This window comes from Aeromonas sp. INTO2, assembly GCF_049860605.1.
Taxonomy (GTDB): domain Bacteria; phylum Pseudomonadota; class Gammaproteobacteria; order Enterobacterales; family Aeromonadaceae; genus Aeromonas; species Aeromonas caviae.
In genome coordinates, this window is sequence record NZ_CP187588.1 from 2,227,000 (window position 1) to 2,243,659 (window position 16,660).

15 protein-coding genes and 1 pseudogene are annotated in these 16,660 nt (G+C 64.4%); 4 read left to right on the top strand and 12 right to left on the bottom strand.

The features are described 5' to 3' along the window. Positions 1–47: 47 nt before the first annotated feature. Entirely contained in the window at positions 48–1,412 is a 1,365-nt protein-coding gene (gene xseA, locus ACPW74_RS10560) for an exodeoxyribonuclease VII large subunit (protein WP_143238326.1), read from the top strand. Positions 1,413–1,468: 56 nt separating this feature from the next. Here the strand turns inward: xseA and hutW are convergent, their stop codons facing one another. The 12 genes and pseudogenes from hutW to pspA form a co-directional block, all read right to left on the bottom strand. Further along, entirely contained in the window at positions 1,469–2,824 is a 1,356-nt protein-coding gene (gene hutW / locus ACPW74_RS10565) for a heme anaerobic degradation radical SAM methyltransferase ChuW/HutW (protein WP_143238324.1), read from the bottom strand. Between the two features lie 275 nt (positions 2,825–3,099). Next, complete coding sequence (locus tag ACPW74_RS10570) at positions 3,100–3,588, bottom strand: OmpA family protein (RefSeq protein ID WP_010674543.1); 489 nt, start codon at positions 3,586–3,588, stop codon at positions 3,100–3,102. Between the two features lie 33 nt (positions 3,589–3,621). Then, a pseudogene (locus ACPW74_RS10575) lies at positions 3,622–4,862 on the bottom strand (diguanylate cyclase domain-containing protein). Further along, complete coding sequence (locus ACPW74_RS10580; RefSeq protein ID WP_236752716.1) at positions 4,859–5,377, bottom strand: YfiR family protein; 519 nt, start codon at positions 5,375–5,377, stop codon at positions 4,859–4,861. The pseudogene ACPW74_RS10575 and the gene ACPW74_RS10580 overlap by 4 nt, the downstream one beginning before the upstream one ends. Positions 5,378–5,599: 222 nt before the next feature. After that, positions 5,600–7,147 carry a transcriptional regulator TyrR gene (gene tyrR, locus ACPW74_RS10585; RefSeq protein ID WP_275873096.1) on the bottom strand — a complete coding sequence of 516 codons (1,548 nt, stop codon included), beginning with the start codon at positions 7,145–7,147 and terminating at the stop codon, positions 5,600–5,602. Positions 7,148–7,289: 142 nt separating this feature from the next. Then, positions 7,290–7,628 (bottom strand): 4a-hydroxytetrahydrobiopterin dehydratase, encoded by a 339-nt coding sequence (locus ACPW74_RS10590; RefSeq protein WP_041215281.1) that lies wholly within the window; start codon positions 7,626–7,628, stop codon positions 7,290–7,292. 41 nt (positions 7,629–7,669) lie between these two features. Next, positions 7,670–8,464, bottom strand: a complete 795-nt coding sequence (gene phhA / locus ACPW74_RS10595; RefSeq protein WP_279473824.1) for a phenylalanine 4-monooxygenase — start codon at positions 8,462–8,464, stop codon at positions 7,670–7,672. 166 nt (positions 8,465–8,630) lie between these two features. Beyond that, positions 8,631–9,674 carry a YcjF family protein gene (locus ACPW74_RS10600; protein WP_275873098.1) on the bottom strand — a complete coding sequence of 348 codons (1,044 nt, stop codon included), beginning with the start codon at positions 9,672–9,674 and terminating at the stop codon, positions 8,631–8,633. 49 nt (positions 9,675–9,723) lie between these two features. Then, a complete protein-coding gene (locus tag ACPW74_RS10605) occupies positions 9,724–11,130 on the bottom strand; it encodes a YcjX family protein (protein WP_275873100.1) in 1,407 nt (468 codons plus the stop codon). Between the two features lie 72 nt (positions 11,131–11,202). Next, on the bottom strand, positions 11,203–11,607 hold the full coding sequence (pspC, locus tag ACPW74_RS10610; RefSeq protein WP_010674535.1) for an envelope stress response membrane protein PspC: 405 nt from the start codon (positions 11,605–11,607) through the stop codon (positions 11,203–11,205). A gap of 106 nt (positions 11,608–11,713) precedes the next feature. Continuing rightward, positions 11,714–11,950 carry an envelope stress response membrane protein PspB gene (pspB, locus tag ACPW74_RS10615; RefSeq protein WP_005300084.1) on the bottom strand — a complete coding sequence of 79 codons (237 nt, stop codon included), beginning with the start codon at positions 11,948–11,950 and terminating at the stop codon, positions 11,714–11,716. 3 nt (positions 11,951–11,953) lie between these two features. Next, positions 11,954–12,634, bottom strand: coding sequence for a phage shock protein PspA (gene pspA, locus ACPW74_RS10620; RefSeq protein ID WP_010674534.1), 681 nt, complete (start codon positions 12,632–12,634; stop codon positions 11,954–11,956). Between the two features lie 196 nt (positions 12,635–12,830). Here pspA and pspF point away from each other — a divergent pair, with 196 nt between their 5' ends. The 3 genes from pspF (at position 12,831) to ACPW74_RS10635 (ending at position 16,630) form a co-directional block, all read left to right on the top strand. Beyond that, positions 12,831–13,877, top strand: coding sequence for a phage shock protein operon transcriptional activator (gene pspF, locus ACPW74_RS10625; protein WP_103260013.1), 1,047 nt, complete (start codon positions 12,831–12,833; stop codon positions 13,875–13,877). A gap of 136 nt (positions 13,878–14,013) precedes the next feature. Continuing rightward, positions 14,014–15,609, top strand: coding sequence for an ABC transporter substrate-binding protein SapA (gene sapA, locus ACPW74_RS10630; RefSeq protein ID WP_109112924.1), 1,596 nt, complete (start codon positions 14,014–14,016; stop codon positions 15,607–15,609). A gap of 61 nt (positions 15,610–15,670) precedes the next feature. Beyond that, positions 15,671–16,630, top strand: a complete 960-nt coding sequence (locus ACPW74_RS10635) for an ABC transporter permease (RefSeq protein ID WP_010674531.1) — start codon at positions 15,671–15,673, stop codon at positions 16,628–16,630. The last annotated feature ends 30 nt before the right edge of the window (positions 16,631–16,660 follow it).

The window sequence follows — 16,660 nt, forward strand, 5'->3', positions numbered from 1 at the left end:
CCCCCATCGTTTCTCCCGCCCCGGCGGACACCACAGCAGGGCCAGCCTTGAATCACCTCGAACCCGCCAGTCAGAGCAGACAACAGCAGATCTTCACCGTCACCCGCCTCAACAGCGCCGTGCGCATGATCCTGGAGCAGGATCTGGGGCTGGTGTGGCTCACCGGCGAGCTCTCGAACCTCGCGATGCCAAGTTCCGGCCACTGGTACTTCTCCCTCAAGGACATGTCGGCCCAGGTGCGCTGCGCCATGTTCAAGGGCAACAACCGCCGGGTGCCGTTCCGTCCCCAGGATGGCATGCAGGTGCTGGTGCAGGCGCGAGTCTCCCTCTATGAACCCCGGGGCGACTACCAGCTCATCATCGAGTCCATGCAGCCCGCCGGGGATGGCATGCTGGCCCTGCGCTTCGAGGAGCTCAAGCGCCGCCTCGGGGCCGAAGGGCTCTTTGACGAAGGGCGCAAGCGCCCCTTGCCCCGGGAACCCCGCGCCGTCGGGCTGGTCACCTCCGCCACAGGCGCCGCCCTGCACGACATGCTGACGGTGCTTGAACGCCGCGCCCCGGACTTGCCCGTTTTCATCTACCCGACCCAGGTGCAGGGGAGCGCCGCCACCGCCCAGATCGTCTCGGCCATCATGCTTGCCAACCGCCGCGCCGAGGTGGATGTGCTCATCGTCGGACGCGGCGGCGGTTCCCTTGAAGATCTCTGGTGCTTCAACGAAGAGGCGGTGGCACGGGCCATCGCAGGCTCCGCCATCCCCGTGGTGAGCGCCGTAGGACACGAGGTGGACGTCACCATCAGCGACTTTGCCGCCGACCTTCGTGCCCCCACCCCCTCTGCCGCCGCCGAGCTGGTCGCGCCGGACAGGAGCACCCGCGCCCAGCGCCTCGTGCACCTGCGCCAGCGGCTCACCCAGGCCATGAGCCGTCACCAGGTCGCCGCCCGCCATGGCTTCGTCCTGCTGCAGAAGCGGCTCGATCATCAGGATCCCAAGCGACGGCTGGAGCAGCAGTCCCAGCGCCTCGACGAGCTCGACCGCCGCTTGCAGCAGCACCTGCGTGATCGCCTGCACCAGGGGGAGCGGCGCCTGGCGGGCCTCGCCATGCGCCTGCAGGCCAGAAGCCCCGAAAAGCGGCTGGCCATCGGCAAACGTCGTCACCAGCTTGCCGAGGAGCGCCTCCATGCCCTCATCGCAAAACGCCAGGATCTCGCCCGCCACCGCCTCGCCATGCTGGGAGCCCGCCTCGACGGCATCAGCCCGCTGGCCACCCTGGGGCGCGGTTACGCCATCGTGCGCACCCCCTCCGGGGAGGTGATCCGCCGCGCATCCCAGGTCAATGCAGGCCAGACCCTGATCACCACCCTCGCAGAGGGAGCGCTGCGGGTACGGGTGGACGAGGTCGACAACCGCTGACAAAAAGCGGGGGCCTGCACCAGGCCCCCGCCTCCTTTCTGTGCTCCGATAGCCCGTTATACCAGGGCATGACCGGCCATCTTGCCCGGGTGGCCGGATGGTTTCTCGCCCCCCTTGATCCCCCCCGGTGGATTGCACCTCAGATACTCGAACAACCCGGCCTGCAAATTCACGTTCCAGAAACGCCCCGCCAGGGTGAGGGCGAGACGCTCGGCCGAGAGCCGTGCCAGCCCGTGTCGCTGCCAGGCCTCAAAGAGCGGCATCAGGTGGGAGACCAGCCCCTGTGGCAATTGCGACAACGCCAGCCATCCGGTATCGAGCCCCCCTCGCAGCAGCCCGTCGAGACGGGCATCGGGATTGGGCCTCATCACCATGCCGGGAGCACGCACGCCCCCCGCCTGCGCCTCATGCCAGGGCGCCAGATCCCGGCCATACATGAGGCCGTGGCCGTGAATGTTGCCCCCCGCCCCTGCGCCGAAGGGCAGGATCTCGGCGCCCCACTTGGCCATCTGGTTGTAGCGGCTCTGCTCGGCATCGATGCGCCGCCAGTGGCTGCAGGAGAGCCGCTCCCAGCCCCCCGCCTCCAGCGTCCGTGCCCCGTCGGCATACATGACTGCCCGCTGCTGGCCATCGGCGGCCCAGCCCAGGGTGCCTTTCTCGTCGGCGCGCGCCAGGTTGGTGCCCGCCATGGAGATGAGTTGATAGAGATCCACCCCGTGCACCCCGCTCGCCATCACATCCGCGATATCCTGGCGCCACACGGCCTCATCCTGCCCCGGCAGACCGAAGATGAGATCCGCCACGATCACCGCCTCGTTGTGGCGGGTCAGCGCCGCCAGCCGGGACAGCAAGGTCTCCCTGTCATCGAAGCGGGCCGCCTGCTGGCGCACGCGGGTATCAAAACTCTGCACGCCGAACGAGAAGCGGTTGAAACCGCCCGCCAGGGCCGTCTGCCACTTCTCGTCATCAAAGCCGTTGAGTCGCCCCTCCAGGGTCAGTTCCGCATCCACGGTCAGGGGAAAACGGCGGATGACGCTGGCCAGGCGGGCGAGATCGCCCGCCGCCATGTCGGTTGGCGTACCGCCCCCCACATAGACCGCCGAGAAAGGCCGGCTCTGGACAAGCGGCGTCTCGGCTGCCTGGCGCAGCGACCCGCAGAGTGCCTCCATGTAGCGGCTCATGCGCGCCGGATTGGCGCCGTTTTCGAAGAAGTTGCAAAAACTGCAGCGCTTGCGGCAAAACGGGATATGGATATAGAGCGCTCGGGCCTTGGCCTCGCTCTCCTGCTGCCACCAGGCTTGCCAGCCGGCATCGTCCAGCATCAGGGGGGCGGTCCCTCCCCGGCTGGCATGGGCCGACGTCTTGGCGGTGAAGGCGAATTTGAGGGGATCCGGGGTACAAAGCCCCGTCATGGTCGAAGAAAGCTGGAGAGTCGTCACTGGGTTACCCTGCGTAAATAACGCAAATGATAACGAATATCAGTTGCAGGTATTTGTGCTGGATCAAGTCGGGAAGGATTGAGCCGTCACTCTGTCCCCATCAGGGCAACAGCGCGTCAGGCAAGGAAAGCGTGAAACAACAAGGGAAGAGAGCCACTCTCCCACTGGAGAGTGGTGGCACACACAGGATCGGGCGGTTGATTCAAGGCTCCTGACGGGAGCGCCGCGCCGATACCGGCTGACGGGGGTCAGCCATTGCCGATGATGATGGCAACCCGGCGATTTTCCGCTCGCCCGGCAGCGGTCGCGTTGTCGGCGATGGGCGCCTCTTCTCCGCGGCCACGGATATCCAGGTTCCCCTGTGGCATACCCACCGACACCAGGACATCGGCCACCGACCGTGCCCGCTTGAGGGAGAGTTGCTGGTTGTAGGCCTCATCACCGTTGGAGTCGGTATGACCGTCCACCCGGGCCCGGTTCAGTCCTACCTCAATCAGGGCCTTGCCGAGTTTCTCCACCACCTGGCGGGTCTCGGGGTTGAGGGCCCCCACATTGTTGGCGAACAGCACCTTGTTGGAGATATCCAGGGTCCATCCCTCGTCGGTCAGGTGAAATCCCTGCTCCTTCAAGGCGGCGATCTGCTCCGCCGTGAGCCCCTGGGGAGGGCTCTGGCACGCCGCCAGCACACTCAGCAACAGTGCCACCAGGCCCGCTTTGATCGGGTTCAACATGCGCATTCTTATCATCCTTTCACTATTTCCGGTTCAACTTCACGTGCTCGTTTTTCGTGTTTCTCTCTCCTCCCTGCGTTGTCGTTTGGCTTGATACATGGCGTCGTCTGCCCATTGCAGCAGGGCATCCGCCGTCTTCCCCTGCTCGGGATAGAGGGCAGAGCCGATGCTGATCCCCACCCCGAGATGGCGACCGTCACTCAATACCACGGGGGTGTTCATGGCCTGCTGCACTCGCCCTATCACCTCGCGTACCTCGTCCTCCCCCTGGATCGGGGTCAGGAGGATGACGAACTCATCTCCCCCCAGCCGGCAAACCAGATCCAGGGGCCTGAGCTGATGCAGCACCCGCCGCGCCACGGCGATCAGCACTTCGTCGCCGATGCCGTGGCCCAGGTTGTCATTGATCTGCTTGAAACGATCGCAATCCAGATAGAGCAGGGCAAAACCTTCATGCCCCTTGTTGCCTGCCAGGATGGCCTGCTCCATGCGAGCCTCGAACAGAGCGCGGTTGGGCAGACCGGTCAGGGGATCATGGGTTGCCTGATGCAGCAGGCTGGCGTTCTCCCGCTTCTAGTGGGCCTGCCAGGCTTCCAGCTCGTCGAGCAGCGAATTGAAATCCTCACCCAGCTCGTGCAGCTCGGCGATATTGGCCGCCGGCACCCGCTCCTTGAGGGCCCGCTGGCGGCTGACGTTGTAAGCCACCTCGGTCAGGGCCTTGAGGGGGGCCGTGATGGAGCACTGCATCCGGCGCGCCACATGGAGTGCCCCGAGAATACTGATGAGCAGGCACACCAGGGTAGCCAGCAAGGTCTGCAACAGGAATCGCAGCAGGTACTGGCCGTGACCGACCAGATGCACCCTGGCTATCTCCTTGTGCTCGCGCACCATGGGGAGCGCCACGGGCCCCGGCAGGATCAGGCGGACCAGGTGCTGCTCCAGGGTGGTCCAGGGGGTGGTGATGTCCCGGCGCCAGCTCGCCAGTACCTGGCCGTCCGGCAGCACTATGCTGGCGCTGGCTATGTCTTCCCGGGAGGTGATGGTCTCCAGGGCATCCAGTGCCGCCTCCTTGTCATGGAAGACCACGGCCGCCTCAGTGGTGTAGCTGATGGCCCGCGCCACCAGCTTGAGGTTGTGATCCGCATAAAGGCGCAGCGCCAGCAGCGCCGTGACGGTCAGAAACAGCCCGGCCATGCAGACGGCAGTCAGGGAGACATCATGTGGGTGCGCCCCAGACTCTGTCGCAGGGTAAGCCTGGGAGTGGCGTGATGGACCGTCATCGCACCTCCTCATCGGCTCGCGCCAGCTTGAGCACGGCCGGGTGCACTCGTACGCCGCTGCGGGCCAGCGCATCCAGATTGACCCGAAAACGCACCCTCTCCTCCCCGGCCTGCAGACAGAAGACCGCATCGGCGATGCACTCGCGGCTCTGCTCACTGATGCTGAGGATGGCGTGACCGCGCAGGCGCTCGAACAGGGAGAGGCGCTGCGCCGGTGCCAGCACCCCCAGATAGATGACATCGCAGCGCTGGATCAGTGACTCGTCGTCCATGTCGTAGCGATGGACCTCCACCGGTCGGCCATTGGCCTGCCGTTCAATGGTCAGAAGGGATGACGCATATTCCGTCGGCGCCGTGATGCAGAGCCGAAGTCTGGCGGGCTCGCTGGGCCAGCGGGTGTAACTGAGGATATCGAGCACGGTCTGGCGCACCATGTCGCTGCGCGCCTCGGCGGAGGTCGCCGCCATGGCCTGGTTTGCCAGCATCAGCATGCAGCACAGTGGCGTCAGCCACATCAGTAACCGGAGGTAACAAAACATCTGCATGGTGCCCGCGAGAGTGTCCAGGTCGGCGCCGGGGTCACCCGACGCCCAGGATGAGAGTGCCAGCATGGCACCGCACCGAGCTTACCAGCCGGGTGGCCAGCCCCCAGAGGCAAGTGGCACGGTTGCGTCACCGGGTGTCGCAGCCGTGCCTGCAAGGCGCTCAGTGTCCCTGGCAGACACCGTCCATCGACACTACTTCTTGCCAATCCCATATTCGCGCAGCTTGTTGGCGATAGCGGTATGGGAGACACCGAGCCGCTTGGCCAGTTGGCGGGTGGAGGGGAACGCCGGGTAGAGCCGCTCCAGCAGGCGGCTCTCGAAACGCTTCACCGCCTCGTCGAGCCCCCCTTCGAACCACTCGTCGATGAGCGGCATGGCATCGGCCGCCACCGGCAAGTCCACGTGCTCGGGTCCAATCTCGTCCCCTTCCAGCAGGGTCATGGCCCGATAGAGGCAGTTGCGCAGCTGGCGCACGTTGCCGGGCCAGCGGTAGGCGGTGAGGTACTCGGCCATGTTGCGGGTAAAGCGCGGGCGCGGGCGCTGCAGTTCGCTGGCAAAGCGCGACACGAACTGCTGGGCCAGGGCCATGATGTCCGCCTTGCGCTCGCGCAGCGGCGGCAGATTGAGGCTAAGCACATTGAGGCGGTAGTAGAGATCTTCGCGAAACTTCCCTTCATGGACCAGATCCAGCAACTGCTTCTGGGTGGTGCAGATGAAGCGCACGTTGACCCTCACCTCCTGCTCGTCACCGACCCGGCGAAACACGCCATCTTGCAGCACCCGCAGGAACTTGGTCTGCAGATGGGGGGACATGTCGCCGATCTCGTCCAGCATCAGGGTGCCACCGCTGGCCAGCTCCAGCACCCCGCGCTTGCCCTCGGTGTTGTTGCCAAAGGCGCCGGGGGCATAGCCGAACAGCTCGCTCTCGGCCACGTTGTCCGGCATGGCCGCGCAGTTGAGCGCCATGAAGGGGTGGCTGGAGCGAAGGCTGGCGCCGTGGCAGGCCCGGGCCAGCAACTCCTTGCCGGTGCCGGTATCCCCCACGATGAGCAAGGGAGCGTCCTGCATCGCGAGCTTGGCTGCCTGGGCCAGCACCTCTTTCATCTTCTGGCTCTCGGCCTGGAGGTGCTCAAAGCCCCCCACTTCCACCGCGTGCAGGGCACTGAAGTGCATGCCGACCCGGCGGGCGGATTTGAGCACCACCACGGCGCCGGCCAGAGCCTGCTTGCCCTTCTCTTCGGCCACGAACAGCGGCATCAGATCGCCCAGGTACTCTTCGCCACCGAGGCTCAGCTTGCAGGTCTGGGGCTTGATCTCCCCCGACTCCAGCCAGCGGCCAAACGAGAAGCCCTTGACCAGGGAGGCGATCGCCACGCCGCGCACCTCGTCCGGTGGCAACGCCAGGGTGGTGAGAGCGGCCTGGTTGGCCTGAGTCACCCGCCCCTTGCTGTCGAGGGAGAAGACCAGGTCCGGCAGTGCCTTGAGCAGGGCCTCTATCTCGTGGTGTTCCCGCTCGGAGGGCATGTAGGGGATGGTCTTGACGTCATAGACGCCGGGAATGCGGCGAATTTCCGGCATCAGATGCTGAAAGTCACGGAACTCCAGCTCGGGGAAATTGAGATAGATGATGCCTGAGGTATCGATTTCGATGCCGCGCAGATCGATGTTGTGCTCCACCAGTCGGTCGAGCAATTCCCGGGTCAGGCCCAGACGGTCTTCACAGCTGACTTCAAGACGCATTCGGCACACACTTCCTAGCTAACATTCTGAATAACGGGATAATACAGACTCGATCCCGCCAGTGCGAGCGCTCCCCCACAAAAATGCGGGCCTGCCCCGCTTTCACCGGGCAGGCCCTGTCTGCGCTGGCGCCAGACGGCGGTTACTTCATCAACGCGTCGGTGCGGGCTGCCATGATGAAGTCGTTGCGATGCAAGCCGCCTATCTTGTGGGTCCACCAGCTCACGGTCACCTTGCCCCATTCGAGCAAGATCGCCGGATGATGGAACTCCGCCTCCGCCAGTTCTCCGAGGCGGTTGGTGAACGCCAGCCCCTCCTTGAAGTTGCGAAACACAAATTCACGACGCAGTTGCAGCTCGCCGTTCACCACCAGGGGCTGCCAGTCGGGGATGAGGTGCATCAGCTCCCCCAGCTCCTGATCGCTCACCCTGGGGGCATCGGCGCGGCACGCCTCGCATCGTTGACTCGCCAGTTCAGTCATTCGGGACTCCTTTCATGAAACATTGTGGGAATGAATACGGGTCAGCTCGCCTGCTTGCCGGCAACGGGGGCAAAGCGGGGTGGACGCAGGCCAAGACGACGGGCCTCGGCCACGGCCGCCATGATCCCCTGCCCCTCCAGACCATAGAGGGTATCGAGACGAGGCAGCACGAAATAGGTCGGCTGCATGATGTCGATGCGATAGGGGGTACGCAGGATCTCCAGCAGATCGAAGGGTTGCAGCTCGGGCTTGCCCGAGAGGGCATAGGCGGTCTCGCCGATGGAGGAGAGAATGCCGCCGCCGTAGATGCGCAGCCCCTCCTCCCCTTGCAGGAGACCGAACTCCACCGTGAACCAGTAGAGCCGCGCCAGATAGACCCGCTCCTCCTTGCTGGCATGGAGTCCGAGCCGACCATACAGGTGGGTGAAGTGGGCAAAGGCCGGGTTGGTCAGCATGGCGCAGTGGCCGAAGATCTCGTGGAAGATGTCGGGCTCTTGCAGGTAGTCGAACTCGTCCCGGCGGCGAATGAAGGTGGCGACGGGAAAACGGCGATCAGCGAGCAGCGCGAAGAAGTGATCAAAGGAGATGAGTGCCGGCACCGCCGCCACCGACCAGCCGGTGGCGGGCATCAGGGCAGCGTTGATCTCACCTAGCTGGGGGATGCGGTCCAGAGGCAGGTCGAGGCGTGCCAACCCGGCCTGGTATTCGTCGCAGGCCTTGCCATCGAGCGCCGCAAGCTGGCGTGCAATCAGGATCCGCCAGGTGCCGTGCTCCTCGTCCGTGTAGTGGATCCTGCCCTGCCCATCCGGTTGGCGGGCCGTGTAGAGACTTGCCATGAGTGCTCCCATCCTTCGGGTGCCAGCCGCCATCCGGGCGGTCACTGGCCGTTGAGTCATGGGATCACTGTAACGGTTTGCCCCTCAAAAAAGCAGCCGACCCCGGGGTCGGCTGCTTTTGACAATTGTAAATAATTTGTGACATCCATGTCGGGTGCCAGCCACCTCACGACTTGTTGAGATAACCCGCCAACTGGCCGATCAGCCGCTTGCGCAGCTCGCCCAGTTTCGGCTTCTCGTCGGCACACCAGGGGAGCGGACGACAGGCTTCCATGGTACGCATCCCGAGGCGCGCGGTGAGCAACCCGGCCCCGACCCCTTGGGCGGCGCGGGCGGAGAGCTTGGCGGTCAGCTCGGCCCCCAGCAGATCCATCCCTACCTCGGTCACCAGCTCGGTGGCCCCCGCATAGAGCATGTTGCGAAACACCTGGCGAATGAGGCGGATGCGGCTCCAGTAGCCGAGCTCGATGGCATAGACATCGGCGATGTCCTCGATCATCCGCAGGTTGCGCCAGAGCATCAGCATCATGTCGACGGTGGCGAGCGGGCTCAGGGCCACCAGCACGGCGGCCTCCCCTGACCATTTGGCGACGCGGGCCTGGGCCAGCTTGTCCCGCTCGGTGAGCACCAGCTGGCTGTAGAGGGTCAGCACTTCCCGATCGCTGTGGCTTTCGTCAAGCTGGGATAACCAGGTGCGATACCCTTCCCGCCCCTTGTCACCGCTCTTCTCGGCCAGGACCTCGCAGAAGGCCTGCCCCCGACCCACCCCCTGATGGGCCAGCAGATCTTCGGCTCTTGAGCGCACATCCTGGCGTCGCTTCAAGGTGCGCAGCCGCAGCCATTCACGCCCCGCCACCCCGGCGGTGCCCACCGCCACCAGGCCGGAGGCGAGCAGCCAGGCCCCGCCCCAGAAGGGGGAGGCGGCAAACTGATCCACCAGAAAAGCGCCAAACTGGCCAAGGGACAGCAGCCCCACCCCGCCCAGCCCCCAGGCCAGCAGACGATGACGGCGCCGAGGCCTGACGGTAAGCGCGGGTTCCACCTCGGTGAGCTCGTCCAGCGCGTCCAGAGGCTCGAAGCTCTCCTCTTCCAGCCGCCGGGCCGGGGCGGGTGGCAGCGTTTCGCTTGCCATCGAGGGCGCGGGCTCCAGCGTCACCTTGCCTTGCAGGGGAGCGGCGTCATCGGTGCGCCATCTTGTCTGATCGTTCATCGCATTCTCTCCTGTGGGCGCCCCTCGAGCACAGCGGGCCACCCACCCGTTATTCGAGGTGATCCCCGAGCAGGAACTCCAGCGCCGCATCGAGCCGGATATGGGGGAGCGCCTGATGGGCGCTCATGGGCAGCGGGCGAAAGGCCTGAAAATCAAACCCTTGAGTTTTCCACCACTGCGCAGGCGGGATCTGGGCAGGCACCTCCCCCGGGAAGAGCAGCAAGGGCTCGCCCGAGAGGGTAGTGCCACGAATGGCGGGAAATTCCCGTCCGTCTGCCACCCCCTTGCCCACCTCGGTGGCCTTGATGGCTGCCAGCGCCAGGCATTCGGTCTCTATCCCCTCGAAGCGGGCCTGGCCCCGGCCACGGCTCACCAGGTGCTGCAGGAGCGACACCAGAGGTCCGTGCTGCTCCGGCGTGACGTGATCGGCCTTGCTCGCCACAAACAGCAGCTTGTCGATGCGCGGGGCGAACAGACGGCGCCACCAGTTGCTCTTGCCGTAGGCGAAGCTCTCCATGATGCGGGCGATGGCCTGCTGCATGTCACCAAAGCTCGCGGCACCGGCATTGAGGGGCGCCAGGCAGTCCACCAGCACGATCTGGCGATCGAAGCCTGCAAAGTGCTGCTCATAGAAGCCCTGTACCAGATGCTGCTTGTACTGCTCGAAGCGCTGCTTGAAGGTGGCGTAGAGGGTGCCGTCTTCGGGGGAGTGCGTGGGCATCTCCCACACCCAGGGCACGAATTGCAGCAGCGGCGCACCGGCATACTCGCCGGGCAACACGAAACGCCCGGGCTGGATGAGGTGAAGCCCGAGCGCCTGCTTGCAGGCGTGCAGATAATCGGTGTAGCGGGCGGCCAGTTCGCTGGCGACCCGCTCCTCGAAGGCTTGATCCGCCTGCCAGTGCGGCGTCAACCAGCCTGCCGCCAGGGCTTGCAGCTCGGGACGACGCAGTTGCTCCCGCACCTGCTCGCTCCACTGCTCGTAGTTCAGATCCAGCAGCGGCAAATCCAGCAGCCACTCCCCGGGATAATCCACCAGATCCACATAGAGGGTGGAGATCTCACCCAGGTGCCGACGCAGCGGATGGCGGGTGCGATAACGGATCTCGAGGCGTACCTCGGCCACCCCTCGGGTCGGCGCGGGCCAGGCGGGCGGATCGCCAAACAGGGCATCGAGGCCCCGTTCGTAGGGGAAGGTGGGAATGTGGGCGTTTTGCTGGGGCACCCGGCGAGCACCGAGGATACGTCCCTGGCGCTGGGCGTCCCAGAGTGGCAGACGACCGTCAATGGCCGCGTGCTCCAGTTGATTGACCAGCGCCGTGATAAACGCGGTCTTGCCGCTGCGAGAAAGGCCGGTGACCGCCAGCCTGATGTGGCGATCCCGGGCCCGGTTCACCGCGTCAACGGCCTTGTGCTGGAGCACCGACCAGGAGTGTTCGAGTTTGTTGCGTATCAAGGCGGGTCTTTTTCTCCTTGTGATCACATCAGAGAGACGGCCGCGAGGCGGTATCCTCGCGGCCCGGCACGATTAGAGCTTGCTGAACTCCCGTTGCAGGGTGAACTCCTTGGAGGTCACCAGCTTCTCGATGCGCTGCACCCTGGGCTCCAGTGCATCCAGCTCCTGGCCGATGCGGGCAAGGGCCTGATGAGGTGTGACGCCAGCCTGCCAGCTGCGCGCCTTCATCCGCACCTCGGCGAACTCGGCATCCTCCTGGGAGTAGAGGGTGACCGGCTTCTTGTCGAGCAAGAACCAGGCGGCAATATAGGCGGTGAAGGTGATGAAACCGGCGAAGATGAGACCACTGATGGCCAGCAGCCGCACGATCCAAGTCTCCACCCCGAAGTACTCTGCCAGACCGGCACAGACCCCGGCAATCTTGCCCCGTTGGGGATCCCGGTACAGGTTGCGCCCTTCACGACTGACACTGTTCATACCTTGTTCCTCCAACCGGGGACTTCCGCATCCAGAATCGACGCCAATACGGTTCCGGCCCGCTCCGGCTTTTTGCCACGGTCATGACATCTCTCATTGAAAACCGTCATACCTTGTTTCTCCAACCAGGAACCTCGGCATCCAGAATCGACTCCAGGGCGCCGACCCGTTCCTGCATCTTCTCGGCACGCACCAGCAAGCCCTGCAGCTGTTCACGCTCACCATCGGCAAGACCGGCGCCAATGCGTCCCTTGGCGCGGTAGTGCAGCACCAGCCAGATGGGGGCCACCACCACCATGAAGACCACCATGGGAACCATCAATACACCCAGCAGATCTTCCATCTGTTACTCTCCCTGTTTCGGTGCCGGATTGTGCTGGCCCAGCTTCTGGCGCATGGCTTCCAGCTCGCGGCTAATCTGGTCGTCCGCCTCCAGCTCGGCAAACTGCTGGGCGAGCGCCTTGTCGGACTGCCCCAGATCGGCGCGGGCTTCCATCTCGTCGATGCGGCGCTCCATGCGCTCGAACTTGCTCACCACGGCCTGGCTGTCGCCACGGGCCACCTGGCTTTGCACGTTGAGGCGGCTGCTGGCGGCTTCGCTGCGAATGGCCATCGCCTTCTGGCGGGCACGGGCGTCTTCCAGCTTGGCTTCCAGCTGGCGGATCTCCTCCCCCAGCTTCTCGATGCCGCTGTCCACCGCCTGCTGTTCCCGAGACAGGGCGTCGGCAAGCTCCGCCTGCTTGCTCTTCTCGATGAGGGCGGCACGGGCCAGATCTTCGCGCCCTTTGGTCAGGGCCAGCTCGGCCTTGCCCTGCCACTCGGCGACCCGCTCCTGATGGCGGCTCACCTGACGGCCGATCTCTTTTTGATTCGCGAGGAAGCGGGCCAGATTGGAGCGCTCCTTCACCAGTTCATCTTCCATCTCCTGGATGATCAGACGCACCATTTTCTGGGGATCTTCCGCCTTGTCGAGCAGGGCCGTCAGATTGGAATTGATGATGTCGGCCAGGCGAGAAAAAATGCTCATGATTGTACTCCTGTGATAGGCATCGGGTTGTGTCTCCATTGACAATGGCAACTTGTGTGCCAATCTGGAACAATATTTAACTTGTTGATTTATATGGGCACTCAGAATGCAGTTCAAGTCCCGGGGAAACAAGTGATGATTAAAATAACCAACTTTTGGTAAGATTAACCAGATTTTTCAACTCACAGGGGCAGGGATGACCACGGCCACGGAAAGTCTGTTGGGTGAATCCAACGCATTTCTAGAAATCATCGAGCAGGCATCGCGCCTCGCGCCGCTGCGCAAGCCCGTGCTCATCATCGGCGAGCGGGGGACCGGCAAGGAGCTCATCGCCCACCGCCTACATTATCTCTCGGATCGCTGGGATCAAAGCTTTGTCACCATCAACTGCGCCACCTTGAGCGAGAGCCTGCTGGAGACCGAGCTGTTCGGCCACGAGGCGGGCTCCTTCACTGGCGCCGCCAAGCGTCATCAGGGGCGCTTCGAGCGGGCCGACGGCGGCACCCTGTTCCTCGACGAGCTGGCCACCACCAGCGCCCGGGTGCAGGAAAAACTGCTGCGGGTCATCGAGTACGGGGAGTTCGAGCGGGTGGGCGGTGCCAAGCCCCTCAAGGTGGATGTACGGCTGGTGTGCGCCACCAACGAGGATCTGCCTGCACTGGCAGAGAAAGGACGGTTTCGTCACGACCTGCTGGACCGGCTCGCCTTCGACGTCATCACCCTGCCCCCCCTGCGGGAGCGGCGCGAGGACATCCTGATGCTGGCGGAGCACTTCGCCCACGGCATGACCCGGGAGCTGGGGTATCCGCTCTTTGCCGGCTTCTCGCGCAAGGCGACCCAGCTGCTGCAAGATTATCCCTGGCCGGGCAACGTGCGGGAGCTCAAGAACGTGGTGGAGCGCAGCCTCTATCGCCAGGGCAACCCCCAGCTGCCGCTGGCGGAGCTGGTACTCAATCCCTTTGACTCCCCCTGGCGCCCCCGTGCCCGAGGTGACGCCGCCCCTTCCACGGACGCGCCGACCTCGGCAGAAACGGTCCCGACCCTGACCTTGCCGCTGGATCTCAAAGGGGCGGTGGCGGAGTACGAGATTAATTTACTCAAGCAAGCGATGCAGCAATCCCAGTATAATCAGCGCAAAGCAGCCCAGTTGCTGGCCCTGAGCTATCACCAGTTCCGGGGGATGCTGCGCAAATATCAATTGCTGGACGGGGATGACAACAGTGGCAACCAGGAGGCGGGCTGATGCCTGACACCGGGTCTGTGCGCGCGGATAACGCGGCGCACGTCACCCCCGACGGGAGCGCCTGCCCGGTCGCCCCCCGCAACGCGCCCGCCCCCTGGCGGGCAACTTTGTCTGAAAACATGGTTCCAACATGAGAATGCTCACCCCCCTGCTGCTTGGTCTCCTGGTCCTGGTCAGCGGCTGTCAGAAACGCGATGAAGCCTCCAAAACCGGGCTCATCTATTGTGCCGAAGGGGCACCCCGAACCTTCAACCCGCAGCTTGCCAATTCGGATGCGACCCTGGATGCCAGTGCCCGCCCCATCTACGATCGCCTGCTCGAGGTCAATGCCAACACCCTCGGCATCGAAGGGGGGCTCGCCACCCGCTGGCAAAGCAGCGAGGACGGCCTCTCCTATACCCTGACCCTGCGCAAGGGAGTGACCTTCCACCGTACCCCCTGGTTCAGCCCGACCCGTCACTTCAATGCCGACGACGTCCTGTTCACCTGGCAGCGCCTGCTGGACGAACACCACCCCTTCCACGCCGTCTCCGGCGGCGAGTACCCCTATTTTTACAGCCTGGGGCTCGGCAACCTCATCAAGCGGGTCTACAAGAAGGGGCCCTATGAGGTGGTGTTCGAGCTGAACCGCCCCGATGCCTCCTTCCTCGCCACCCTGGCCAGCGACTACGCTATCGTGCTCTCCGCCGAGTACGGGGAGCAGATGCTAAAGGCCGGCACCCCGGCGCAGCTGGACAGCCGCCCCATCGGCACCGGCCCCTTCAGCTTCAAGGAGTATCGCCACAACGAGTTCGTGCGCTACCTGCGTCACCCCGGCTACTGGGGCGGCGAGGCCAGAATGGAGCAGCTCATCTACGACATCACCCCCAAGTCCTCCAAGCGCCTTGCCAAGCTGCTGACCGGCGAGTGCGACGTGATGAGCACCCCCTCTGCCAGCCAGCTGTCGGTGATAGACAAGGACTCCCACCTGGATCTGTCGGTGCAGTCGGGGATGAACGTCGCCTTCCTCGCCCTCAATACCCGCAAGGCCCCTTTCAACAAGGTGCAGGTGCGCCAGGCCCTCGCCAGCGCCATCAATGTGCAGAATCTGCTGCAGGCTGTCTATTTCGAGACCGGCCAGAGCGCCGCCAGCCTGCTGCCGCCCCTCTCCTGGGGCTACAATCCCTCCCTGCCCCAGCGCAAGCCGGATCTCAAGCTCGCTCGCCAGTTGCTCAAGGACGCGGGCTACCCCAACGGCTTCGAGATGCAGGTGCTGGTGCAACCCGGCGCCCGTCCCTACAACCCGGACGGCCTCAAGACGGCGCAACTGATGCGCAGCGATTTCGCCAAGATTGGGGTGAGCCTCAAGATAGTGCAGCAGGCCTGGCCGGTCATCGAGACCCGGCTCGCCCATGGACAATATGACAGCCTGCTCTCGGGCTGGATCGCCGACAACGCGGATCCGGACAACTTCTTCCGCCAGTTGCTGAGCTGCGCCGCCGTCGAGCGGGGCAACAACTACAGCCGCTGGTGCAGCCCCGCCTTCGATCAGCTGCTGGACGATGCGGTGACCACCCCGCAGCTCGCCTTCCGCCTGCGCAACTATTACTATGCCCAGTCCTTGCTCAACGAGCAGTTGCCGCTCATTCCCCTGGCCCATGCCCTGAGAACCCAGGTGAGTCGCAGCGACATTCAGGGGCTGACCCTGATGCCCTTTGGCGGCACCACCTTCAACCAGGCCCATCGGGAGTGACCATGACAGATAACCACTCCATCGTCGGGCCATCGGCGCACCGCCCCCAGGAGGCATAAGCATGTTTTTCTATATCCTGCGCCGCATCACCCTGCTGGTGATCACCCTCCTGGTGCTGACTCTGGGGGCCTACCTCCTGGAGTTTCGCCTCATCACCCAGGTGCTGGATTTCTGGCACGGCTATCCTGACTTCCTCCAGCGCATCGCCGCCGGGGATTTCGGGCTCTCCAGCGTCTCCGGCCAACCGGTCCTCGACGAGATCCGTCACTACTTCCCGGCGACCCTGACCCTCTGCCTCGCCGCCTTCGCCATCTCGCTGCTGGTGGGCATCCCTCTGGGCACCCTCGCGGCCCTCTATCAGGGGCGCAGCCCGGACCTCTCCATCATGGCCGCCGGCCTCGTCGGCTATGCCATCCCGGTCTTCTGGCTGGGGCTGCTGATGGTGATGTTCTTCTCCCTGGATCTTGGCTGGCTCCCCTCCTCCGGCCAGATCAGCCTGCTCTACGACGTGCCCTCCATCACCGGGATCGCCATCGTCGATGTGTTGATGAGCCAGGAGCCCTGGCGGGAGGCGGCCCTGCACGATGCCCTGCGCCATCTGGTACTGCCTTCCCTGGTGCTGGCCGTGGTGCCCACCACCGAGGTGATCCGCCACGTGCGCAGCTCCCTCATCGACGTGATGAAACAGAACTACATCAAGGCTGCCGCCAGCCGCGGACTTTCCCGCCGCCAGATCGTCTGGCGTCACGGGCTCAAGAACGCCCTGCCCCCGGTGTTGCCGCTGCTGGGGCTGCAACTTGGCAGCGTGCTCACCTCCGCCATGATCACCGAGGTGGTGTTCGACTGGCCCGGCATCGGCCGCTGGCTGGTGAGCAGTATCGCGCTGCAGGACTATGCCGCCATCCGCGGCGCCTTCCTGGTGGTGGCGAGCTTCGTCATCTTCATCAGCGTCAGCACCGATCTGCTGACCACCATCATGTATCCGGCACGGCGTAAAGAACTCTATGCAAGACAAGATTGATTGCGGTCTGTGGATGAGCCACGGCGGCCC